The organism is Nocardia sp. NPDC056952 (assembly GCF_042674185.1).
Lineage (GTDB): Bacteria > Actinomycetota > Actinomycetes > Mycobacteriales > Mycobacteriaceae > Nocardia.
Window position 1 is genome coordinate 104,962 of sequence record NZ_JBHURA010000006.1, and the last position, 20,359, is coordinate 125,320.

At 68.3% G+C, this 20,359-nt stretch carries 23 protein-coding genes; 16 read left to right on the plus strand and 7 right to left on the minus strand.

The window, feature by feature from the left end; genetic code table 11:
- Positions 1–4: 4 nt before the first annotated feature.
- From ACFTS5_RS21580 to ACFTS5_RS21595, 4 genes are all read left to right on the plus strand, one after another.
- The gene (locus ACFTS5_RS21580; RefSeq protein ID WP_101465384.1) at positions 5–619 is read left to right on the plus strand and encodes a TetR/AcrR family transcriptional regulator; all 615 of its coding nucleotides are present in this window, start codon (positions 5–7) and stop codon (positions 617–619) included.
- A gap of 70 nt (positions 620–689) precedes the next feature.
- Positions 690–896, plus strand: a complete 207-nt coding sequence (locus tag ACFTS5_RS21585) for a DUF2191 domain-containing protein (RefSeq protein WP_358104280.1) — start codon at positions 690–692, stop codon at positions 894–896.
- Complete coding sequence (locus ACFTS5_RS21590) at positions 887–1,318, plus strand: PIN domain-containing protein (protein ID WP_378633721.1); 432 nt, start codon at positions 887–889, stop codon at positions 1,316–1,318. The genes ACFTS5_RS21585 and ACFTS5_RS21590 overlap by 10 nt, the downstream gene beginning before the upstream one ends.
- A gap of 74 nt (positions 1,319–1,392) precedes the next feature.
- Positions 1,393–2,172 (plus strand): SDR family oxidoreductase, encoded by a 780-nt coding sequence (locus ACFTS5_RS21595; RefSeq protein WP_378633724.1) that lies wholly within the window; start codon positions 1,393–1,395, stop codon positions 2,170–2,172.
- 178 nt (positions 2,173–2,350) lie between these two features.
- On the opposite strand, the gene ACFTS5_RS21600 is transcribed toward ACFTS5_RS21595, so the two are convergent.
- The 3 genes from ACFTS5_RS21600 to ACFTS5_RS21610 form a co-directional block, all read right to left on the minus strand.
- Positions 2,351–4,411: a glycosyltransferase family 39 protein gene (locus tag ACFTS5_RS21600; RefSeq protein WP_378633726.1), complete on the minus strand. Its 2,061-nt coding sequence runs from the start codon at positions 4,409–4,411 to the stop codon at positions 2,351–2,353.
- A complete protein-coding gene (locus ACFTS5_RS21605; RefSeq protein ID WP_378633728.1) occupies positions 4,408–5,703 on the minus strand; it encodes a glycosyltransferase in 1,296 nt (431 codons plus the stop codon). Before ACFTS5_RS21605 ends, ACFTS5_RS21600 begins: the two co-directional genes overlap by 4 nt.
- A 69-nt stretch (positions 5,704–5,772) precedes the next feature.
- The gene (locus tag ACFTS5_RS21610; protein ID WP_378633731.1) at positions 5,773–6,399 is read right to left on the minus strand and encodes a class I SAM-dependent methyltransferase; all 627 of its coding nucleotides are present in this window, start codon (positions 6,397–6,399) and stop codon (positions 5,773–5,775) included.
- A gap of 150 nt (positions 6,400–6,549) precedes the next feature.
- Between ACFTS5_RS21610 and ACFTS5_RS21615 the strand changes: the two genes are divergently transcribed.
- Positions 6,550–7,275 (plus strand): TetR/AcrR family transcriptional regulator, encoded by a 726-nt coding sequence (locus ACFTS5_RS21615; protein ID WP_378633734.1) that lies wholly within the window; start codon positions 6,550–6,552, stop codon positions 7,273–7,275.
- 112 nt (positions 7,276–7,387) lie between these two features.
- On the opposite strand, the gene thiD is transcribed toward ACFTS5_RS21615, so the two are convergent.
- Positions 7,388–8,236: a bifunctional hydroxymethylpyrimidine kinase/phosphomethylpyrimidine kinase gene (gene thiD / locus ACFTS5_RS21620; protein ID WP_378633736.1), complete on the minus strand. Its 849-nt coding sequence runs from the start codon at positions 8,234–8,236 to the stop codon at positions 7,388–7,390.
- Between the two features lie 89 nt (positions 8,237–8,325).
- Here thiD and ACFTS5_RS21625 point away from each other — a divergent pair, with 89 nt between their 5' ends.
- Positions 8,326–9,456: a GTP-binding protein gene (locus ACFTS5_RS21625; protein ID WP_378634478.1), complete on the plus strand. Its 1,131-nt coding sequence runs from the start codon at positions 8,326–8,328 to the stop codon at positions 9,454–9,456.
- A 103-nt stretch (positions 9,457–9,559) separates the two neighbouring features.
- Here ACFTS5_RS21625 and ACFTS5_RS21630 read toward each other — a convergent pair whose 3' ends face one another.
- On the minus strand, positions 9,560–10,696 hold the full coding sequence (locus tag ACFTS5_RS21630; protein WP_378633739.1) for an epoxide hydrolase family protein: 1,137 nt from the start codon (positions 10,694–10,696) through the stop codon (positions 9,560–9,562).
- A gap of 89 nt (positions 10,697–10,785) precedes the next feature.
- On the opposite strand from ACFTS5_RS21630, the gene ACFTS5_RS21635 reads away from it, so the two are divergent.
- The 5 genes from ACFTS5_RS21635 (at position 10,786) to ACFTS5_RS21655 (ending at position 14,672) form a co-directional block, all read left to right on the plus strand.
- Complete coding sequence (locus tag ACFTS5_RS21635) at positions 10,786–11,433, plus strand: TetR/AcrR family transcriptional regulator (protein WP_378633741.1); 648 nt, start codon at positions 10,786–10,788, stop codon at positions 11,431–11,433.
- A gap of 89 nt (positions 11,434–11,522) precedes the next feature.
- The gene (locus tag ACFTS5_RS21640; RefSeq protein WP_378633744.1) at positions 11,523–11,945 is read left to right on the plus strand and encodes a VOC family protein; all 423 of its coding nucleotides are present in this window, start codon (positions 11,523–11,525) and stop codon (positions 11,943–11,945) included.
- 45 nt (positions 11,946–11,990) lie between these two features.
- Positions 11,991–12,797, plus strand: a complete 807-nt coding sequence (locus ACFTS5_RS21645) for an ABC transporter permease (protein WP_378633747.1) — start codon at positions 11,991–11,993, stop codon at positions 12,795–12,797.
- Between the two features lie 91 nt (positions 12,798–12,888).
- A complete protein-coding gene (locus tag ACFTS5_RS21650) occupies positions 12,889–13,644 on the plus strand; it encodes an ABC transporter ATP-binding protein (protein ID WP_378633749.1) in 756 nt (251 codons plus the stop codon).
- 32 nt (positions 13,645–13,676) lie between these two features.
- Positions 13,677–14,672 carry an aliphatic sulfonate ABC transporter substrate-binding protein gene (locus ACFTS5_RS21655; RefSeq protein WP_378633752.1) on the plus strand — a complete coding sequence of 332 codons (996 nt, stop codon included), beginning with the start codon at positions 13,677–13,679 and terminating at the stop codon, positions 14,670–14,672.
- A gap of 17 nt (positions 14,673–14,689) precedes the next feature.
- Here the strand turns inward: ACFTS5_RS21655 and ACFTS5_RS21660 are convergent, their stop codons facing one another.
- Positions 14,690–15,934, minus strand: a complete 1,245-nt coding sequence (locus ACFTS5_RS21660) for a KasA/KasB family beta-ketoacyl-ACP synthase (protein WP_378633755.1) — start codon at positions 15,932–15,934, stop codon at positions 14,690–14,692.
- A gap of 39 nt (positions 15,935–15,973) precedes the next feature.
- On the opposite strand from ACFTS5_RS21660, the gene ACFTS5_RS21665 reads away from it, so the two are divergent.
- The 5 genes from ACFTS5_RS21665 to ACFTS5_RS21685 all read left to right on the plus strand — a co-directional run bounded on the left by ACFTS5_RS21665 (position 15,974) and on the right by ACFTS5_RS21685 (position 19,554).
- Positions 15,974–16,534: a TetR/AcrR family transcriptional regulator gene (locus ACFTS5_RS21665; RefSeq protein ID WP_378633757.1), complete on the plus strand. Its 561-nt coding sequence runs from the start codon at positions 15,974–15,976 to the stop codon at positions 16,532–16,534.
- Positions 16,535–16,681: 147 nt separating this feature from the next.
- Positions 16,682–18,202 carry an MFS transporter gene (locus ACFTS5_RS21670; protein ID WP_378633760.1) on the plus strand — a complete coding sequence of 507 codons (1,521 nt, stop codon included), beginning with the start codon at positions 16,682–16,684 and terminating at the stop codon, positions 18,200–18,202.
- Between the two features lie 78 nt (positions 18,203–18,280).
- Positions 18,281–18,712 (plus strand): SRPBCC domain-containing protein, encoded by a 432-nt coding sequence (locus tag ACFTS5_RS21675; RefSeq protein WP_378633763.1) that lies wholly within the window; start codon positions 18,281–18,283, stop codon positions 18,710–18,712.
- On the plus strand, positions 18,702–19,031 hold the full coding sequence (locus tag ACFTS5_RS21680) for an ArsR/SmtB family transcription factor (RefSeq protein WP_378633765.1): 330 nt from the start codon (positions 18,702–18,704) through the stop codon (positions 19,029–19,031). The genes ACFTS5_RS21675 and ACFTS5_RS21680 overlap by 11 nt, the downstream gene beginning before the upstream one ends.
- 16 nt (positions 19,032–19,047) lie before the next feature.
- Entirely contained in the window at positions 19,048–19,554 is a 507-nt protein-coding gene (locus ACFTS5_RS21685) for an SRPBCC domain-containing protein (protein ID WP_378633768.1), read from the plus strand.
- On the opposite strand, the gene ACFTS5_RS21690 is transcribed toward ACFTS5_RS21685, so the two are convergent.
- A complete protein-coding gene (locus ACFTS5_RS21690; RefSeq protein WP_378633771.1) occupies positions 19,555–20,349 on the minus strand; it encodes a thioesterase family protein in 795 nt (264 codons plus the stop codon). It lies immediately after the preceding gene.
- Between the last annotated feature and the right edge of the window lie 10 nt (positions 20,350–20,359).

Here is a 20,359-nt window from a genome sequence, read left to right on the forward strand (position 1 = left end):
TCCGATGGCGACACCCCACGAACCCAAGCAGGACCGCAGCCGGGCCACCCGGCAGCGGCTGCTGGAGGCGACCATCGACTGCCTGGCCGAAACCGGCTGGGCAGCCGCCACCGTGTCGGTGGTCGCCGAGCGGGCCGGGGTGTCGCGCGGCGCCGCCCAGCACCATTTCCCCACCCGCGAGGACCTGATCACCGCCGCGCTCGAGTTCATGTTCGAGTTCCGGATGGACCAGGCCAAGGCCGAGGCCGAAACGGTGAACGCGGTCGCCCAGGGTGAAGGCCGCACGCGCGCCGTCGTCTCCGCGCTCGTCGAGTCCTACACCACCCCGTTCTTCAAAGCCGCGCTCCAGGTCTGGACCCACGCCGCCGCCGACCCGGCCCTGCGCGAACGCATCCTGCCCCTCGAGGCCCGGTTCGGCCGCATCTCCCACCGCCGCGCCATCGAAGCCCTCGGCGTCGACGACTCCGACCCGGTCACCCACCATCTCGTCCAGGCCACCCTCGACCTGGCCCGCGGACTCGGCCTCGCCGACGTCCTCACCGACGACTCCGCTCGCCGCAAACTGATCGTCGACCAGTGGGCCGCCACCCTCCACACCGCCCTGAACCTGTCCCACTGAACCCTTGTGACCTGGTCGTTTCGAGGTATATAGTTCGGGCATGGGGGAATATATATCGAGGGACTGTGCGATGACCAAACGCCTGATCGAGATCGACGACGAGCTACTCGAGTCCGCGCAGGACGCGCTCGGGACTACCGGCGTCTCCGATACCGTGCGCGCGGCCCTGCACTCGGCTGCGGTCACCGCGGCCCGAGCCCGTCATGTCGAGTGGCTCATCAACGGGGGGCTGGCAGAGATGGCCGATAAGGATCGGCGCGACGACGTATGGCGGTGACAGCGCGATACCTGGTCGACACCAGCGCACTCGCGCGAATGCCTCGTCCGGAGGTTGCCGGTCACCTCGTGCCGCTCATCGACGCGGGAATGGTCGCCACCTGTGCCGCTATCGACGCCGAGATCCTCTACAGCGCGCGCAATCCTGTCGAATACGAACAGCTCCGATCGGATCGGCGCGCGCTGTTCGAGTATCTACCGACCAACGACGAACACTGGCAGAGCGCGTTTGCTATCCAGCGCGAACTCGCGCGGTCGGGCCGCCACCGCGCGGTCGGCATCCATGACCTGCTCGCTTCGGTGTTGGCGATAGAACACCGCCTTGTCCTGTTCCACTACGACTCCGATTTCGAAACGGTCGCATCGGTGGTGGACCTCAATCACCGCTGGGTCGCGCCTCGGGGGAGTCTCGAGACGTCGTGACCAGGTGATGTCACACTCCGGTCGCCTACTTCGTCGACTCTGTGAACCCGCAAGAAGCGATGAAGGAGTGGATCATGGTGGAGCAGAAGAAGATCGCGGTGGCGGGGGCAACCGGGCGGCTGGGTCGGCACGTGGTGGATGTGCTGGCCGAGCGTGGGTATGACGTTGTCGCCTTCTCGCGCGCCGACGGTGTCGACATCGAGACCGGTGCGGGTCTCGACGAGGCGTTGACCGGGGTCGACATCGTTATCGACGCGTCCAGTACGCCCTCGGCCGATCAGCAGGTGGCGACCGACTTCTTCACCGCTTCCGCGCGGAACCTGCATGCGGCGGGGGAGCGGGCCGGGGTCGAGCGGCTGGTCGTGGTGTCCATCATCGGGATCGACGGTTCGCTCGCCGGGTACAACGCCGCCAAGCTCGCCCACGAGCAGGAACTTCTCAAAGGTGTGCTGCCGGTGCAGATCCTGCGTGCGGCGCAGTTCCACGAGCTCGTCGAGGTGATGGCCGGGTGGGGTACGCAAGGCTCCGTCGCCTACGTTCCGGGTATGCGTACCCAGCTGGTCGCCGCTCGAACAGTAGCCGAGGCGCTGGTCGATCTCGCCGCGAATCCGATTGCCGCCGAGGATATTCCGTTCCCGGAGATCGCAGGACCGCAGCCGGAGACCATGGCCGGTGCGGCCACTGTCCTGGTCGAGGCCCGCGGCGATTCGTTGCAGATCATCGAAACCTCCGACTCCGCCAACCCCGACCGCGAGCAATTCGAGAACGGCACCCTCCTGCCGTCCCCGCACGCCACCCTGGCCGGTCCGTCCTTCGCTGAGTGGGTCGCCGCCACGGTCCCCGCCGCTCGCTGACACTGCTCACCCGGGTGGCTCGCGCAAAGGCCGCTGCGCCCGCTCTCCGACGCGACCGACGTCGGGTCGAGTAGCGGCGATGGGGACACAGGGTTGCCCTACATATGGGCGGCTACACGAAGGCCGGGGTCCGGCGGATCGGGGTGATCCGCCGGGCCCCGGCCTGACGGCGAGACAGCTACGCCTTCGGTTGGGTGAGGTCGTAGAGGGTTACTCCGTCGACTGTCGTCGCGGTGTAGTTGGCCGTCACCCAGGCGGTGATCGCCGAGCTGGTCGATGCGCTGTTCCCGCCGGGGCCACCGCGCCCACCACCGACGAAGTAGTGGATCTTTCCGTCGGCCACGTACTGCTGGAACTGTTCGAGGGTGGGCGACGGGTCGCTGCCGTTGAACCCGCCGACCGGCATCACCGGCAGTTCGGTGGCGAGCTGATACCCGGCGGCGCTGTTGGAACCGACGGCCGCCGCGACCCAGGTGTAGTCGGTGCCGTTCGACTCCAGCAGGGTGACGATCTGGTCGCTCGGCCGCGATCCGCCCAGCAATCCACCCGCGCCACCCATGTGCTGGTCACCGCCGTTCGTACCCTGCGCGGCACCGTTCGGCGTAGCCGCGCCATCTTGCCCCTGCGCGCCACCGTCCGGCGGCGTGCCGGTCGGCGCACCCGTGGCAGCACCGCCGGGTGCGGCACCGTCCCTGGCGGATCCATCGGCGCCGGGCCTGCCGCCGTCTCCACCGGGACGCATACCGGGTCCCCCCATTCCGTGCATCCCGCCGGAACTGGGTCCGGCGGAGGGGATCGCACCGGAATGCGCGGACGCGAGGGTGTCGACCGAGTAGGCGATCGGCCCGGCGAGGCCGATGAAGGCCGCGGCGAGCGCCACGATCACCGACTGCTTGCGAGCCGGCGGGAACACGAACGCGACGGTGGCGATGACACCGACGACAAGGATCGCCCAGCGCAACCACGGCTGGAAGGAAGCGCTGCGTGACAACAACATCCACGCGGTCGCCGTGGTGAGCGCGATGGCCACTGCGCCCGCGCACCGCAGCCACAGCCGATCACGCGAACCCCAGATCTGCACGGCCCCGATCCCGACCAGCGCCGCGACGGCGGGCGCGAGGGCCACCGTGTAGTACTGGTGGAAGATCCCCGCCATGAAGCTGAACACCAGTCCGGTGACGAGAAGCCAACCGCCCCAGAGGATCAGCGCGGCCCGTCGAGCATCGGTGCGCGGCGCGCGTCCGCGCAAGGCGAGCCCGATCACGAGCGCGAGCAACGCCGCCGGAATCAGCCACGCGATCTGACCGCCCTGCGCGGGTTCGAACATCCGGGTGATCCCGGTGCTTCCCCACATCCCGTTGCCGCCGGCGGGCAGTTCCCCGCCGGGTCCGACACTGCCGGTCTCGTTGCCGTTCAACCGGCCGAGTCCGTTGTATCCGAGGGTGAGCTCGATGATCGAATTGTTCTGCGACCCACCGATCCACGGCCGCGAATCCGACGGCCACAGCTCCACCGCCGCTATCCACCAACCCGCGCCGGCCACCATCGCGGCACCGGCGGCGAACAATTGAGCGACCCGCTTTCCCAGCTTCGGGGGTCCGGCGATCAGATACATCAGGGCCAACGGTGGCACCACCAACAGCACCTGCAACTGCTTGGCCAGGAACCCGAATCCGATGAACGCGCCGGTGAGCAGCAACCATCGCCACCGTCCGTCCGCGACCGCTCGTGTCATCGCCCACGCGGCCGCGATCATCAGCAGGACGAGCAGCGCGTCGGGATTGTTGAACCGGAACATCAGCACCGCAACGGGAGTCACCGCGAGCACCGTGCCCGCGATCAACCCCGCCGCGGGTCCGAACGACCTGCGGACGGTCGCCCACAACAGTGCGACGCTCGCGACGCCGAGCAGCACCTGCGGCACCAGCATGCTCCAGCTGTTGAGCCCGAACAGCCGGACCGACAGCTCCATCACCCACAGCGAAGCGGGCGGTTTGTCGACGGTGATCGAGTTGGCGGCATCGGAGGAGCCGAAGAAGAACGCCTCCCACGATTGCGAACCTGCCTGTACCGCAGCGGCATAGAAGTCGTTGGCCCAGCCGTTGGCGCTCAGATTGATGAGATAGGCGATCAGCGTGCCGAGCAGCAACACCGCCAACGCTGGGCGCTCCCAGCGCTTTCGGGTCGGCCTCGCCCGCACGGTATCGGCCGGTGGGGAGGGTGCGATGGTCGTGGTCATCGACGGACCTCCACCGCGTGCGCACGCGCCGCCGAATCCGCATTGTCGGTGGCTACGAACACCGGCGAGACGCTCGTCCGGTCGCCGCCCGCGTGCCGGAACACCCAGCGCAGGCCGACGAAACGAGCGAGTGTCGCCACGAGATTGGCGGTGACCAGGACGGTGAGTTCCACCGCCACGGGTGCGTCGGGAGCCCAGCGATGCAGGGCGAACAGGGATCCGCTGGTGATCGCCAGCCCGAACGCGAAGATGGCCAAGCCCTGGAACTGGTGCGACATCGCGTTGCCGCGTCCGCGCACACCGAAGGTGAATGCCCGGTTGGCGGCCGTATTGCCCACCGCGGTGACCAGCAGCGATATCAGATTGGCGCCCTGACTGCCGAGCAGCGGCTGCAACAGCAGATACAGCACGATGTAGGCGAGGGTCGAGCTCACCCCGACGATCGCGAACCGCACCAGCTGCCCGACCATGCCGAGGGGTACCCCGGCGACCAGCGGTTCCCGCCCGACAGCGGCCCGCAGCTCGTCCAGCGGGAGGGCGCCGGTGGTCAGCGCCCTGGTCAAGCGCCAGATTCCGCGCAGGTCCTTGCGTGCGGTATCGACGATGTCGACCCGGCTGTCGGGATCGTCGATCCAGTCGACGGGCACCTCGTGAATCCGCAGACCCGCCCGCTCGGCCAGCACCAGCAACTCGGTATCGAAGAACCACTCGCCGTCCCGGACCAGTGGCAGCAGTTCCCGGGCGACCTCGGTGCGCACGGCTTTGAAGCCGCACTGCGCATCCGAAAAACCCGCCCGCAGAGTGGTTTTCAGTAGCAGGTTGTAGCAGCGGGAGATGATCTCACGCTTGGGTCCGCGCACCACCCGAGCCGACGCGTCGAGCCTGGTGCCGATCGCGAGATCGGAATGCCCGGACACCAGCGGCGCGACCAGCGGCAGCAGCGCGTCCAGGTCGGTCGACAGGTCGACATCCATGTACGCGACCACCGCCGCGTCCGAGGCTTCCCACGCGGCCCGTAGGGCCCGCCCGCGCCCTTTGGCGTCCAGGTGCAGCACCTCGACGCCGTCGAGTTCCGCGGCCAGCAACTCCGCCACCGCGAGGGTGGCGTCGGTGCTGGCGTTGTCGGCGATGGTGATGCGGGCCGTGAACGGGAATCCGGCGCGCAGATAGGCGTGCAACCTCCGCACGCACAGGCCGAGATCGACCTCTTCGTTGTAGACGGGTATCACTACGTCGAGCACCGGCGCGCGGCTGCTCTGCATGGCCTTCTGCTCGGCCTCGGTCTGAGTCATGACACCCAGGCTCGACGGCCGCGCTGCCACCGAGCTGGGACCAGGCTGGGAGGTTGCTGGGGATCGTGGTCAGCCGCGGCGCAGGCGCAGCACGCTGTCGGCGCGCTCGCCGGCCACACCGTCGGGGCTGGTCGAGGGGGTGTGGACCAGCTCAGCGGTCTCGACCTGCCATTCGGGGCCGAGCTCGAGCTGGTCGAGCACCTGCTCGATGGTCGGGAACACATGAGCGTGCATCTCGCTGGAGGCCCAGCTCGGCGCGGCCGCGTGCGCGCCGATCACCAGCACACCACCGGGCGCGACGGCGGCCGCCGCGCTGCGCAGAATCCCGGCCCGCTCGTCCGGCAGTTCCACCGGGGAGTGCAGGAACTGCGCCGACACCAGGTCGAAGGTGCCTGCCGGGAAGCTCGCCTGGAGGTCGTGGCGCTCCCACACGATCGTCACGCCTACTTCGGCGGCCCGCCGCGCGCCGCGCTCCATCGCGGTCGCGGAGATGTCGGCGGCGGTGACCTGCCAGCCGCCCTCCGCCAGCCAGATCGCGTCGGCGCCCTCGCCGCAGCCCAGGTCGAGGGCGGTCCCGGGGGTCAGTTCGGAGACCTCGCGCACCAGGAGGGGGTTCGGGTTGCCGGTCCAGATCTGCGCACGCTCGCGGTAGAAGTCTTCCCAGAACTCTTCGGCGTTCGCCACGGTCTCGGTCATCGATGCTCCTGGTCAGTCAGGGTGAAAGGATCATCGGATAGTGCATCGGCAGCTCCGCAGGGCGCCAGAAATCTTGCTGTTTCGGCAAATGTGTTCCCGCTCTCGGTGGGGTGCGTAACCCTCGGTACGGCCCGCCCTAGTATTACTACCGTGACGCGCGGTTACCCCAAGACGGACGAGGCGCCGCGGCGTCGTGTCGACGCGCGGACCGAACGCTGGCGTGAGCATCGCGTGCAGGTGCGTATCGAATTCGTCGACGCGGCGTTCCGGGCGCTCGATCAAGTCGGGCCCGATGTGAGCATGGGCGATATCGCCAAGGAAGCCGGTGCGGCCAAGCCGAAGCTGTATCGCCACTTCGAGGACAAGACCGACCTCTACAACGCGATCGTCGACCGGGTGCGCGACATGCTCTGGGAGCGCGTGCTCACCAGCGTGAATCTCACCGACGATTCGATCAGCGAACTCGTCCATACCGCGGCCACCGAATATGTGGCGGTCGTGTCGGCGCATCCGAATGTCTTCCGGTTCATGCTGCACAGCCATTTCAGCCAGCAGGCCAAGGAAACCGAACGCGCGCTGGTCGCGGCCCGCCAATCGGCGAGGCGGGCGGCGGAATTCTTCGCTGGCCTGCTGCCGACGGAATCGATCGACGTGACCGGGATCGAATTGGTGAACTATTCGATTTTCGGCGCGGTCGCCTCGGCCACGGACTGGTGGCTCGGCGCGAACCAGCGCGAAGTATCGGCGATGCCGGTCGAGCGCTTCGTCGACTATCTGGCCGAGAGCATCTCGGCGCTGGCGCAGGCGCACGCTCGCTTCAACGGGGTCAAGATCGACCCGTCGGAACCGCTGCGCTCGGCTTTCGGTCTCGACTGAGATCTCGCGCCCGGCACGAACTCCGTTGTTCTCGCCGATCACGTCATTGGGGTCGACGGGGGTGCGATGGATTCAGTATGAACCTGGGCACCGACAAGTTCGGGACGCCACGCTAGGCCTCGACGTGGAGTCTCCAGAGTGGTGAGACGGGGCCGTGACCTGCGCCGAGATCGTAGGAGGCGGCGAGGCATCGGTAGGTCCACTCCTTGGCGAACTCCACCGCGTCGGGAACCGGGTAGCCGTTGGCGAGCGCGCTGGCGATCGCCGCGGCCAGGGTGTCGCCGCCGCCGTGATCGTTGCCGGTGGCGATGCGCGGTGCGCTGAACTCGCGGAAGGTGTCGCCGTCGTAGAGCAGGTCGGTGCTGAATTCCGAGGCGCGCAGGTGCCCGCCCTTCACGATCGCCCACTGCGCGCCCAGTGCGTGCAATGCCTCGGCGGCCTTGCGCGCGGTTGCGTCGTCGACCACCTCGATGCCGGTGATCAGACGCACCTCGTCGAGGTTGGGGGTAACGACGGTCGCCAGCGGAATCAGCGTATTGCGCACTGCCTCCAGGGCTTCGGCGTGCAGCAGCGGATCACCGTGCATGGAAGCCGCGACGGGATCGACCACCAGCGGGATGGTGCCCTCGCGCCCGATTCCGAGCTCGCGGCACACCCCGGCGACGGCCTCGATGATCGCGGTGGAGGCGAGCATGCCGGTCTTGGCCGCGCCGATGCCGATATCGCGCACGACCGCCCGTACCTGATCGGCCACGACCTGCGGCGGAATCTCGTGAAAACCGCTGACGCCCACCGTGTTCTGCACGGTCACGGCGGCCACCGCCACGCACGCGTGCACGCCGCACAGCGCCATGGTGCGCGAATCGGCCTGGATGCCCGCGCCGCCACCGGAGTCGGTGCCCGCGATGGTGAGCGCGCGAACGGGGGTCTGGCCATCGGGGGTCAGCGGCAACATCTTCACGCCCCAACCCTACGACCGCACTCGCCGTCGCGAGACCCCACCTGGGCACTGCAAATGAAAACCATTATCATTAACTCGTGACCAACACCCTGACACCCCTGCCCGTCACCGTCCTGTCCGGCTTCCTCGGCGCAGGCAAGACCACGCTGCTCAATCACATCCTCGCCAACCGCGACGGCCGCCGGGTCGCGGTGATCGTCAACGACATGAGCGAGGTCAACATCGACGCGGCGCTGGTCGCGGGCCAGGGACACCTCGACCGCACAGAGGAGAAGCTGGTCGAACTCACCAACGGCTGCATCTGCTGCACCCTGCGCGAGGACCTGATCGAGGCGGTCGCGCGTCTGGCGCGCGAGGGCCGCTTCGACCAGCTGGTGATCGAGTCCACCGGCATCTCCGAACCCATGCCGGTGGCCGCCACGTTCGACTGGGAGTTCGACGACGGGTTCCGCCTCGGCGATATCGCCCGCCTCGACACCACGGTCACCGTCGTCGACGCCTCGACCTTCCTGGCCGAACTCGTCCGCGGACAGGCGCTCACCGAACGCGACCTCGAAGCCGGCGAGGGTGATGCCCGCTCGATCGCGGATCTGCTGGTCGATCAGGTGGAGTTCGCCGACGTGCTGTTGATCAACAAGACCGACCTGGTCAGCGCGAACGCCGCGGCCACGGTGGAGGCGACCGTACGAAGGCTCAACCCGCGAGCACACGTGCTGCGAACCGAGAAGGGCATCGTGAACCTGGATGAAGTGCTCGCCACCGGGCGCTACAACCCGGTGGTCGCGGCCGAATCCGAAGGCTGGGCAGAGGAATTGGCGGGGGGACACGCTCCCGAGACCGAGGAATACGGGATCAGCAGCTTCACCTTCCTCGCCGACCGGCCCTTCCATCCGCAACGCCTCGCCGCCGCGCTGGAGCGATTGCGGGGGATGTTGCGCAGCAAGGGATTCTGCTGGATCGCGAGCCGTCCCGAGCTGGCGGCGATCTGGTCGCAGGCGGGCCCGAACCTGACCTTCGAACCCGGCGCGTGGTGGTCGGAACTGGAAGTGCCCGCCGGGCAGGAGCTGGTGTTCATCGGGGTGCGCATCGACGCCCCCGCTGTACGGCGCGAACTCGACGCCGCGCTGCTCACCGACGCGGAGTTCGCGGCGGGCCCGAGCGCGTGGACCGGCTACGCCGATCCGTTCCCGGCCTGGGCCGACCTGCACGAGCATCACTGATTGGCATCTTTGGTGCGCGTATCACACTGCGCTGGTGCATGATTCGAATGGGTCGCGACCCACGCACCGATGAGGGGAGCGTGGGCCGCGGCACCTGGACGAATCAGGCGAGCCCGGCGAAGAACTCGCGGATGTCGCCGACCAGCACCGCGGGCGCCTCGTGTGCGGCGTAGTGCCCGGCCGCGTCGTTCGCGCCGCCCACACCCGTGCTGGTGTCGTAGGAATTCCAGCTGACGATCTTGCTGTGGTCGCGCTCGGCGAACCGGCGGATCGACTGGAAATCGCCGGCGAACATGGCCAGCCCGGTCGGGACCGTGGTCGGCTCGGTCGGCTGCTCGGTGGCGTGTGCGTCCTCGTAGTAGAAGCGCAGCGACGAACCCGCCGTCCCGGTGAGCCAGTACAGCGCCACATTCGCGATCACGAACTGCGCGTCGAGCGACTCACCGAACAGCTGCGCGTTCCAGCCGAGCAGGCCCACCGGGGAATCGGCGAGCGCGTAGGCCAGGGTCTGCGGCTGCTGGCTGTGCAGGGTGTTGAAGGCCATCTTGTTCTCGTGGAACCACTGGAGATGTTGCAGCGCGGCCATATCCGCCTCGGAGAGACCCTCGAACTCGGCCGGGTCGCCGGACGGGAACGAGAACAGCTGGGTGACATGCACACCGATCACATTGTCGGGCGCGATCCGGCCGATCTCCGGGGAGACCATCGAGCCGCCGTCGTTGCCGATGGCGCCGTAGCGCTGGTAGCCCAGGCGCGACATCAGCTCGGCCCAGGCGCGGGCGGTGCGGTAGCGGTTCCAGCCGGTGCTGCGGGTGGGACCGGAGAAACCGAAACCGGGCAGCGAGGGGATCACGAGGTGGAAGGCGGGCGTGTCGGCCGATTCCGGCTCGGTGAGTGGCGCGATCACGTCGACGTATTCGAGGATCGAACCGGGCCAGCCATGGGTGAGGATCACCGGCGTCGCATCGGCGCGTGAGGAGCGGATGTGCAGGAAGTGGATGTCCTCACCGTCGATCTCGGTGGTGAACTGCGGGTAGGCGTTGAGCTCTGATTCCAGTGCGCGCCAATCGAACTCTTCGAGCCAGTACTCGGCCAGGGCGCGGAGGCGACCGGCCGGGACGCCGTAGGAATCGCCGACGCCGGGCAGTTCGTCGGGGTACAGGGCGCCGCGCAGCCGGTCGGCGAGATCGTCGAGGCGGGCCTGCGGAACGTCGATCCGGAACGGGGTGATGGCGGTCATGTCGACTCCTCCTATTGAAACGGAATGTTTCGTTCTGTTTCAAACATAGCAGAACGGAACATTCTGTTTCAAGTGGTAGGCTGATATTCATGGCGAAGCAGACCGAAACCGCAGATCAGCCCCGCTTGCCCGGTCGCAAGGCGCAGGCCGCGCGCAACGACGGACTGATCCTCGACGCCGCCCGCGCGGTGTTCCTCGACGATCCGAACGCGCCGATCGCCGCCGTCGCCGAACGGGCGGGCGTCGGAATCAGCGCGCTCTACCGGCGCTATCCGAGCAAGGAGGTACTGCTGCGCACCCTCTGCCACGAGGGGCTACGGCGATTCAACGCGGAAGCCGATGCGGCGTTGGAGGATTCGGACGGCTGGCGCGGGTTCGTCGGATTCCTGGAACGGGTCGTCGAGGCCGACGTGCACTCGCTCACCGTGCGTCTGGCGGGCACCTTCACACCCGACGAGTCGATGCTGCCCGACGTCGTGCACTCGGGCGAGGCCGGCGAGGAGCTGGTCCGCCGCGCGCACGCCAGCGGTCGCCTTCGGCCCGATGTCGATGCCCTCGACCTCGGCCTGATCTTCGAGGCCTGCTCGGCCATCACGATGCCCGACCCGGTGCGCACCGCCGAACTGCGCCACCGCGTCCTCGCGCTGATCGTGGACGGGCTCACCACCGAGGGCGAGTTGCCGGGCCCACCCCCGGCGACCGGCGAATTCGCCTGGCGATGGGAACGCAAGCCCTGACCGCGGCGAGGGAGGCGATACGCGCCGCTCCGGAGCGCGGAACTGGCACACTTGGCGCATCACCCCGGACTGCAACGCGGAGGCGCGTAGTGAACTGGACTCTGGAAGTTGTGATCGTCCCGGTTTCCGATATCGACCGGGCCAAGGATTTCTACGCGCGTCAGCTCGGCTTCGCCGTCGACCACGACACGGTGATCTCCGACGACGTGCGCATCGTGCAACTCACCCCGCCCGGCTCGGGCTGCTCGATCGTCATCGGCAAAGGGGCCGTGCCGGAGATGCCGCCGGGCTCGCTGAAGGGCCTGCAACTCGTGGTTCCCGATATCGGGCAGGCGCACGCGGAGCTGGTGGCGCGGGGAGTCGAGGTCAGTGAGGTGCAGGAGCTCGGCAAGAATCCGCGGCCCGTCCCGCATCCGCTCGACAATGTCGGCTTCGTCTTCTTCAGCGATCCCGACGGGAACGGCTGGGCGGTGCAGCAGATCTCCAGCCGAGCCGACAATTCCTCGAGCTGATTCGAACCCTGTCGGTATACCGCTTCGGGCGGGCACCATGCTCGCATGCTGTTGGAGAGGCCCACCGAAACCGGCGAGCGACGGATCCCGCTGTACCGTCGCCCGGGGTTCCTGCGTGCGCTCTCGCCGATCGCGGTGTTGGTCATCTGGCAGCTCGCCAGTGCCAGCGGCTCGATCCCGGCCAAGAAGCTGCCCGCGCCGTCCGCGGTGCTGGACGCGGGTCTGGAAACCTACCGATCCGGGCAGCTCACCGAGGCCCTGCTGGTCTCCGGCCAGCGCGCGCTGTACGGCTTCGCGCTCGGCGCGGTTCTCGCGCTGGTGCTCGGCGTGCTCGCCGGCCTGAGCAAGATCGGTGAGTACGCGGTCGACCCGCCGCTGCAGATGATCCGCACCATCCCGCTGTTCGGCCTGATCCCGCTGTTCATCATCTGGTTCGGCATCGGCGAGGAACCCAAGGTCTACCTGATCGCCCTCGGCGTGTTCTTCCCGCTGTACCTCAACACCTTCTCGGGCATCCGCCAGCTCGACCCGAAACTGCTCGAGCTCGGCAGCGCCCTGCACCTCGGACTCGCCGAGCGACTGCGCCTGCTCGTGCTGCCCGGCGCCCTGCCGCAGATCCTGGTCGGCGCGCGGCAGAGTCTCGGCATCGCCTGGCTCTCGCTCATCGTGGCCGAACAGATCAATGCCAGTGCCGGACTCGGTTTCGTCGTCAACAATGCCCGCGAATTCCTGCGTACCGACATCGTGGTGTTCGGCCTGGTGGTCTACAGCCTGCTCGGCCTGCTCACCGACTCGATCGTACGGCTGCTCGAACGCCGCGCACTGCGCTGGCGCCCGGCGGTGCACCGCTGATGTCCGCTTCTTCCGCCGGCTCGAGGACCCACCCCGTCCCGAGAGCAGGCAGGCCCGCTACCCGCCGCCGTTCGATCGCGAGGTTCACCCCATGACCGCTGCCGCCGCCACGACCGTCACCCCGATCTCGTCGCGATCGGCTCGCGTTCCCGCCGCGCGAATCACCGCTCTCGGCAAGCGATTCGGTGAGCGAACCGTGCTCGACGGGATCGATCTCGAGATCGGCGCGGGCGAGATCGTCGCACTGGTCGGGCGCAGTGGATCGGGCAAGTCCACGCTGTTGCGGATCCTCGGCGGCCTCGATACCGCCACTCGCGGTGGGGTTTCCGTCGAAGGCAGGCCGACGATCGTCTTCCAGGAACCCCGACTGATCCCGTGGCAGCCGGTGGTGCGCAATGTGGCCCTCGGCAGGCCGAAGCCGCGCAACCGACGTGCCGACGAGCAAGCCGCCCGTGACCTGCTCGCCGAGGTCGGCCTCGCCGGTCGCGCCGACGCGTGGCCGCTCACCCTGTCCGGTGGTGAGGCCCAACGTGCCGCGCTGGCAAGGGCATTGGTGGCCGAGCCGACGCTGTTGCTGCTCGACGAGCCCTTCGGCGCTCTCGACGCCCTGACCCGGCTGACGATGCACGAGCTGCTCCTCGGCCTGCACGCGCAGCGCGAATTCGGCGTCCTGCTGGTGACCCACGATGTGCTGGAGGCGATCACCCTGGCCGACCGCGTTCTCGTTCTCGACGACGGCCGCATCGCCGCCGACGTGCCCATCGAGCTGCCGCGCCCCCGCACCGCCGCCGCGCCGGAAGTCGCCGAGTACGCGACGCAGCTGCTCGCACTGCTCGGCGTGCACTGAATCCTCCGCACCATCGCACGAAAGTTGTTCCTGTGAAACGCACTTCGATGTCCCGTCTGGCGGGCCTTGCCCTCGCCGTCGTCGCAACGCTCGCACTGAGCGCCTGCGGCGACGACACGGCGACCGAGGCCGCCCCCTCGGGCCCGGTCGACCTGAGCACCGTCACACTGAAAGTCGGGGACCAGAAGGCGATTTCGATCGAGGTGCTGCTGAAGGCATCGGGACAGCTGGAGAACCTGCCCTACAAGATCGAATTCTCCACCTTCACCGCCGGTCTGCCGCTGGTCGAGGCGGCGAGTGCGGGCGGTATCGACATCGCCCAAACCGGCAATACCCCGGTGATCTTCGGCGCGGCCGCCGACGCCGACATCAAGATCGTCGGGGCGCTCTCGGCCACCGGCAAGGGTGACGCGATCCTGGTCGGCAAGGACTCCACGATCGGTTCGGTCGCGGCCCTCAAAGGCAAGAAGGTCGCCGTCTACAAGGGCAGTTCGGCCAACGCGAACCTGCTTCTGCAACTGCAGAAGGCCGGCCTGTCGCTGAGCGATGTCGAGCCGGTCTACCTCGCTCCCGGCGACGGCTACACCGCGCTCACCCGCGGCGACGTCGACGCCTGGGCCACCTGGGACCCCTACACCGCCATCGCCGAAAAGGAGATCGGCGCCAAGTCGATCGCCACCGCCGACCAGGCCGCCAACGGCTACAACTTCTGGGTGGCGGGCAACAAGACCGTCGCCGACGCGGGCAAGTCCGCCGCTCTCGCCGACTTCTTCCAGCGCTACGCCGCCGCCACCAAGTGGTCCTCGGACAACCTCGACACCTGGTCGACCAAATACGCCGAACTGACCCAGATCAGCGTCGACGCCTCCCGCACCACCTGGACCCGTTCGATCAAGGAGCCGATCAAACTCACCGACCAGGTCATCGCCTCCGAACAGGAAATCGCCGACGCCTTCACCAAGGCCAAGGCCATCCCCGGCAAGGTCGACTTCAAGTCCTACGTCGATACCCGCTTCGACAAGGCGTAAGTCTCGCTGAGCTGCCGCTACGCTTTTCCGAACGCGAGTGCGACATTGTGGCCGCCGAAGCCGAACGAGTTGCTGAGGGCGTAGTCGATCCTGTGTGGCCGTGCGGCCCCGGCGACGATATCGAGATCGATCGCCGGGTCCGCGTTGTCGAAATTCAGTGTGGGCGGCACGATCTGCTCACGCAGGCTCAGGATCGTGAGGACCGCTTCGAGAGCGCCCACCGCGCCGATCGAATGACCGAGCGCTGACTTCGGCGCGTACACCGAGGCATCGGGAGCGACCGCGGTGATCGCCGCCGCTTCGGAAGCATCGCCGATCGATGTCGACGTCGCGTGCGCGTTCACGTGATCGACGTCGCGAACCCGCAGCCCCGCAGTGTGAATCGCCTTGCGCATCGCCCGCGCCGCACCGGTACCCGCCGGGTCGGAGGCCACGATGTGGAAGGCGTCGGAGGTGATGCCCGCACCGAGCACCCTGGCGTGGATGCGCGCACCACGCGCCTTCGCGTGCCGCTCGGATTCGAGCACGAGCAGCGCGCCCGCCTCGCCGAAGACGAAGCCGTCGCGGTCGCGGTCGAACGGCCGGGAGGCGCGTTCGGGCTCGTCGTTGCGGGTACTCATCGCCCGCATCATCGCGAAGCCCGCGATGGGGACCGGGTCGATATGCCCTTCGACGCCACCGGTGACCACCACATCGGCCTCGCCGGTGCTGATCAGCCGCCACGCGTGCGCGATCGCCTCCGACCCCGACGAGCAGGCCGACACCGGCGCGAAAACCCCACCCTGCGCGCCGATTTCGAGCCCGACGGTCGCGGCGGGTCCATTGGGCATCACCATCGGCACGGCCAGCGGTGAGACCTTGCGGTAGCCGCCCGCCCGCATCGCGTCGACGGCATCGATCAGTGCGTCACCGCCGCCGAGACCGGTACCGATGGCCACGGCGAGCCGCTCACGGTCGACGTCCGGCGCGCCCGCCGCCTGCCAGACCTGCCTGCCGAGGACCAGAGCCATGCGTTCGACATAGGAATGCCTGCGCTGCTCGATCCGCGTCAGCTCGGCGTCGGGCGAGGTGACCAGTGGTCCGCCGATCCGCACCGGCAGATCGTGCTCGGCGAGGAACTGGGTGGGTAGCGCCCGGATTCCGCTCTCGCCGCGCAGCAGACGCGACCAGGTCTCGTCCATGGTGTCGGCCAGTGCGGTGGTCGCCGCGTACGCGGTCACCACCACGCCGTCTCGAGTTTCTGAAGCGATCGGTACAGTCACGCTGACATGAATACCTGTAGCACTCGCTACAGTCAACCCATGGCCCGTCCCCTCGACCACCGCAAGCGCGCCGAGATGCTGGCCGGCGTCGTCACCTACATCGCGTCGCACGGCTTGGCCGAGCTCTCGCTGCGACCGCTGGCCGCGGCGCTCGGAACCAGCTCGCGCATGCTGATCTACTACTTCGGAACCAAGGAAGAACTGCTGGTCCAGGCATTGGCGACCCAGCGACCCGACCTCGCCGCGCTCTTCGCCGACATCGTGGAGCCCGCGCAGCTACCCGAGCGGCTGATCGGCTTCTTCGACGTGAATTCCGAGGGCGCCGAAGCCGACAGCGTGCGGGTGCTGCTGCAGGTGCTCGGTGCCGCGTGTGCCCCAGGCTCGCCGTACCAGGACTACGCCAACGCCGCGATCGCCACCTTTGTCACCGAACTCGCCGCCGCGCTGCGCCGGACCGGACTGGCCGAGGATCCCGAGGTGGTGTCCACGCTGCTGGTCTCCGGACTGCGCGGCATCATCCAGGACCGTGTGATCACGGGCGACCGGGAACGCACGGGCCGCGCCGCGCGCGCCCTCATCGAGGCGGTCCTGCCCGGCTGAGCACCCGTCGGTGATCGGCCCGCGTCGGCCTTCGCGTGCTCGGATCGCGGCCGGACCTGCCGCGAGCGTTGCCGGGCGGGCGCCACTGTTGTGGGTAGCTTGTCGTCAACGGACGTCGAGGGCCGAGCGGCCGGGGAGGTGGCCAGGGTGAGCGAAGCGCGGGACGAGTCCTACGGGTCGGTGCGCTGGGTGATGCTCGGGGTGCTGTGCGCCAGCCTGTTGCTGGTGGCGATGGATGCCACGATTCTCAACGTGGCGCTGCCGTCGCTGATCGAGGATTTGCAGGTCGGGCCGCTGGAACAGCTGTGGATCATCGACATCTACGGGCTCGTGCTCGGCGGGTTGCTGATCACCACCGGCGCGCTCGGTGATCGGGTGGGGCGAAAGTTGTTGTTCATCAGCGGGTTCGTGCTGTTCGGCATCGCGTCGGTGGTCGCGGCCACCGCCGGGAGCGCGGCGCAGTTGATCGGCGGCCGGGTGTTGCTCGGGGTCGGCGGTGCGATGGTGATGCCGTCGACGCTGTCGCTGATCCGCAACATCTTCACCGACGTGCGCGAACGCACCATGGCCATCGGGATCTGGGCGGCGGTCGCCGGCGTCGGCGCCACGGTGGGGCCCATCGTCGGTGGGTTCCTCGTCGAGCACTTCGGGTGGTCGTCGGCGTTCTGGCTCAACGTGCCGGTGGTGGTTGTGACGGTGGTGGTGGGGCTGTGGGTGTTGCCGGAATATCGTGCGCCGCAGGCGGGGAGCCTGGACTGGTTCGCCGCCGCGCTGTCGGTGGCCGGCATCGTCTGTCTGGCGTGGGGTGTCAAGCATCTCGCGAAAGGCGGAGCGAGCGAGGTGGACTGGGCGATTCTGCTGATCGGCATCGCCGCGCTGGCCTGGTTCACCCGACGTCAGCTCACCGCCACCGACCCGCTGCTGGATGTGCGGCTGTTCCGCAACGGCGCGTTCACCGCGGCGGCGGTCGCGACGCTGCTGGCCATGATGGCGATCGGCGCGGCCATGTTCCTGATCTCACTGTGGCTGCAATACGTCCACGGCTACAGCCCGTCGCAGGCGGGCATCCGGATGTTGCCCGCCGCGCTCACGCTGCTCACCGCCTCCCTGCTCACGCCGTTTCTGATGGAGAAGTTCGGTGTCCGCGCGGTGCTCGGTTTCGGCCTCGGCGCTGTCGCCCTCGGCTTCCTGCTGTTGGCGGTGAGTCCGGAACCCACCACCTATCCGGTGGTCGCGCTGGTGCTGGTGTCGTTCGGTCTCGGCGACGGTATGGCCGTGACCGCGGCGGCCGCGGTGCTGGTCGGCGCCGTGCCCGCGGACCGGGCGGGCCAGGCGGGTGCGGTGGAGGAGACCAACTACGAGGTCGGCGTCGGTTTCGGCGTCGCCCTGCTCGGCAGCCTGCACGCCAGGATCTTCAGTCAGCACATGACGGGCCTTTCCGTCCCCGCCGACAAACTGGACCAGGCGAGCGGTTCGATCGGCGGTGCGGCCGAGGTGGCCACCGACCTACCCGAACCCGCCCGCGACGAACTCGCCCATGCCGCCGGTCATGCCTTCGACGTCGCCCTCACCACCACGTCCTACATCTCGGCTGCCGTCGTCGCGGTGGTGGCTGTCGGCACGGTCTGGCTGGTCCCGAAAGGCTTCCGCGTCGCCGGCGACCACTGAGGACACACCCTTGACGCAACCTAAGGGTTGCAATACTCTGAGTTGCAACCAGTCGGTTGCAATATATGAGGAGGCATCATGGGATTCCCTGATCAGATCGTCCGGACTGTCGAGCTCGCGCATCCGCCGGCCAAGGTATGGGCGGCCATCACCACCGCGGAAGGGCTGGGGAGCTGGTTCGGCAATACCGCCGAGATCGACCTGCGGCCGGGCGGGGACATGCGAATGACCTGGAAGGAAGGGTTCGCCGCCGACATGCGGGTGGAGCGGGTCGAGGAGCCCTCGGTGTTCGGCTACACCTGGCCGATCAACGGACTGCCCGACGACGACCCGCGCCGCACCTACGTCGAATTCAGCCTCGAGCCCGTCGGCGACGGCACCCGGCTGACAGTCACCGAGACCGGCTTCGCCCAGCTGCCCGACGAGGCGCACAAGGAGGCGTTCGAGGGCAATGTCGGCGGCTGGAAGAGCGAGCTGGGCGAGCTCGTCGAGTACCTCGATGCGGCCTGAGCTGGAGGCCACCGCCGAACGGGTCTTCGTCGCGCTGGCCGATCCGAGCAGGCGGTCGGTACTCGCCGCACTCGCCGCGCACGGTCCGGCCACCGCGACCGACCTCGCCGATCGGCTGCCCATCACCCGGCAGGCGATCGCCAAACACCTTGCCCTGCTCGCGGATGCGGGCCTGGTGATCGCGGAACCGGGGGAGCGGCGGCGCGTGCGCTACCGCCTCGATTCCGCCCCGATGCACGTGGCACAACAATTTCTGGCCGCCCTGTCGCGTGACTGGGACGGCCCACTCGACGCGCTCCGCCGGCATCTCGACGGCTGAGCCGGAAGGAAACGCAATGAGCGACAACGACTTCACCGCCACCATCACCGTCGACAAGACTCCCGACGAGGCCTTCGCGGCCATCAACAACGTGTGGGCCTGGTGGTCGGAGACCATCGAGGGCAGCACCGGCACGGTCGGTGACAGCTACCTCTTCGAGGTCCCCGGCCTGCACCGCTGCACCATGACGACCACCACGTCGATTCCGGGCGAGCGCCTGGTCTGGCACGTCACCGACTCGCACCTGTCCTTCATCGCCGACACCAGCGAATGGGAGGACACCGACGTCGTCTTCGACATCACCGAGAACGCCGACGGAACCGAAATCCGTTTCACCCATGTGGGTTTGGTGCCGGCCGGGGAATGCTACGAGGTGTGCTCCAACGCCTGGGGCGCCTACATCACCACCAGCCTGCGCGGTCTGCTCACCACCGGTGAAGGCGACCCGTTCCGGCGCACGAGCACCGGCGAGTCGGAACTGCTCAAGCACGGCAACGCCGACTTGGTGAAGCCGCGCCCCTGATCAGCCCCGGGGCGCGATGAGCAGCGTCTGGGTGCTGCGCCCGATCGGCCCGGTCTCGTCGAACAGCGCGGATTCGGCGAGGCCGATGCCGTGCGGCTGAGGATGGGTCACCGCGTCCAGGCACACCCACTCACCGACCGGCTGACGATGCAGGGTCACGGTGAGGTCGGTGTTGATGAACAGGTACTTCGACCAGTCGAGGACCGCGCTGACCCCGTTTCCCGAATCGGCGGCGGCCAGTGCGCGCTCCAGCGGGCTCGGGGTGGTCCCCGCGACGATCGGATACTTCAACCGGATCCAGCAGATCGCGGGCCCAGGTGCGGCGAAAGAGCCTGCGGTGAATCGGTATTCGATGCCGGTGTGGAAACCGATCTCCTGATCGGAGGGAAACTGCTCCGGCTCGGTTTCCGCGGGCAGCGCCCTGGTGCCGGTCGGCAGGAACTGGGCGGGCAGATCGAGGGCGGGCTCGGCGAGCTTGAGCCGCCACGCGTTGGCCTGCATCACCGGTCCGCGCTCCGACGACAAAGTCGCCTCGATCAGTTCGACACTGCGCCCCGACCGCACCACCTTCGCCTGCGCGGTGAGCGGAGCCAGCGGCACCGGCCCGAGAATCTCGACGGCGACTCGTCCGACCTGGAATCCCGGCCGGGGTTCGCAGCGCTCGATCACATGCCCGAGCAGAGCGGAGGGCGGTCCGGCGTGCTGGGCGTCCGGCGACCACGGGCCCCGGGTCAGCTCGGTCGAGAGGTACCGGTTCGGGTCCGCGGGGTCTTGGCGGTAGAAGGCATCGGCCACCCGGCCGACG

Bases quoted from the DNA above. Each gene is read 5' to 3' on its own strand.
- ACFTS5_RS21580 (WP_101465384.1), top strand. From the start codon at position 5: ATGGCGACACCCCACGAACCCAAGCAGGACCGCAGCCGGGCCACCCGG.
- ACFTS5_RS21585 (WP_358104280.1), top strand. From the start codon at position 690: ATGACCAAACGCCTGATCGAGATCGACGACGAGCTACTCGAGTCCGCG.
- ACFTS5_RS21590 (WP_378633721.1), top strand. From the start codon at position 887: ATGGCGGTGACAGCGCGATACCTGGTCGACACCAGCGCACTCGCGCGA.
- ACFTS5_RS21595 (WP_378633724.1), top strand. From the start codon at position 1,393: ATGGTGGAGCAGAAGAAGATCGCGGTGGCGGGGGCAACCGGGCGGCTG.
- ACFTS5_RS21600 (WP_378633726.1), bottom strand. From the start codon at position 4,411: ATGACCACGACCATCGCACCCTCCCCACCGGCCGATACCGTGCGGGCG.
- ACFTS5_RS21605 (WP_378633728.1), bottom strand. From the start codon at position 5,703: ATGACTCAGACCGAGGCCGAGCAGAAGGCCATGCAGAGCAGCCGCGCG.
- ACFTS5_RS21610 (WP_378633731.1), bottom strand. From the start codon at position 6,399: ATGACCGAGACCGTGGCGAACGCCGAAGAGTTCTGGGAAGACTTCTAC.
- ACFTS5_RS21630 (WP_378633739.1), bottom strand. From the start codon at position 10,696: ATGACCGCCATCACCCCGTTCCGGATCGACGTTCCGCAGGCCCGCCTC.
- ACFTS5_RS21635 (WP_378633741.1), top strand. From the start codon at position 10,786: ATGGCGAAGCAGACCGAAACCGCAGATCAGCCCCGCTTGCCCGGTCGC.
- ACFTS5_RS21645 (WP_378633747.1), top strand. From the start codon at position 11,991: ATGCTGTTGGAGAGGCCCACCGAAACCGGCGAGCGACGGATCCCGCTG.
- ACFTS5_RS21650 (WP_378633749.1), top strand. From the start codon at position 12,889: ATGACCGCTGCCGCCGCCACGACCGTCACCCCGATCTCGTCGCGATCG.
- ACFTS5_RS21665 (WP_378633757.1), top strand. From the start codon at position 15,974: ATGGCCCGTCCCCTCGACCACCGCAAGCGCGCCGAGATGCTGGCCGGC.
- ACFTS5_RS21675 (WP_378633763.1), top strand. From the start codon at position 18,281: ATGGGATTCCCTGATCAGATCGTCCGGACTGTCGAGCTCGCGCATCCG.
- ACFTS5_RS21680 (WP_378633765.1), top strand. From the start codon at position 18,702: ATGCGGCCTGAGCTGGAGGCCACCGCCGAACGGGTCTTCGTCGCGCTG.
- ACFTS5_RS21685 (WP_378633768.1), top strand. From the start codon at position 19,048: ATGAGCGACAACGACTTCACCGCCACCATCACCGTCGACAAGACTCCC.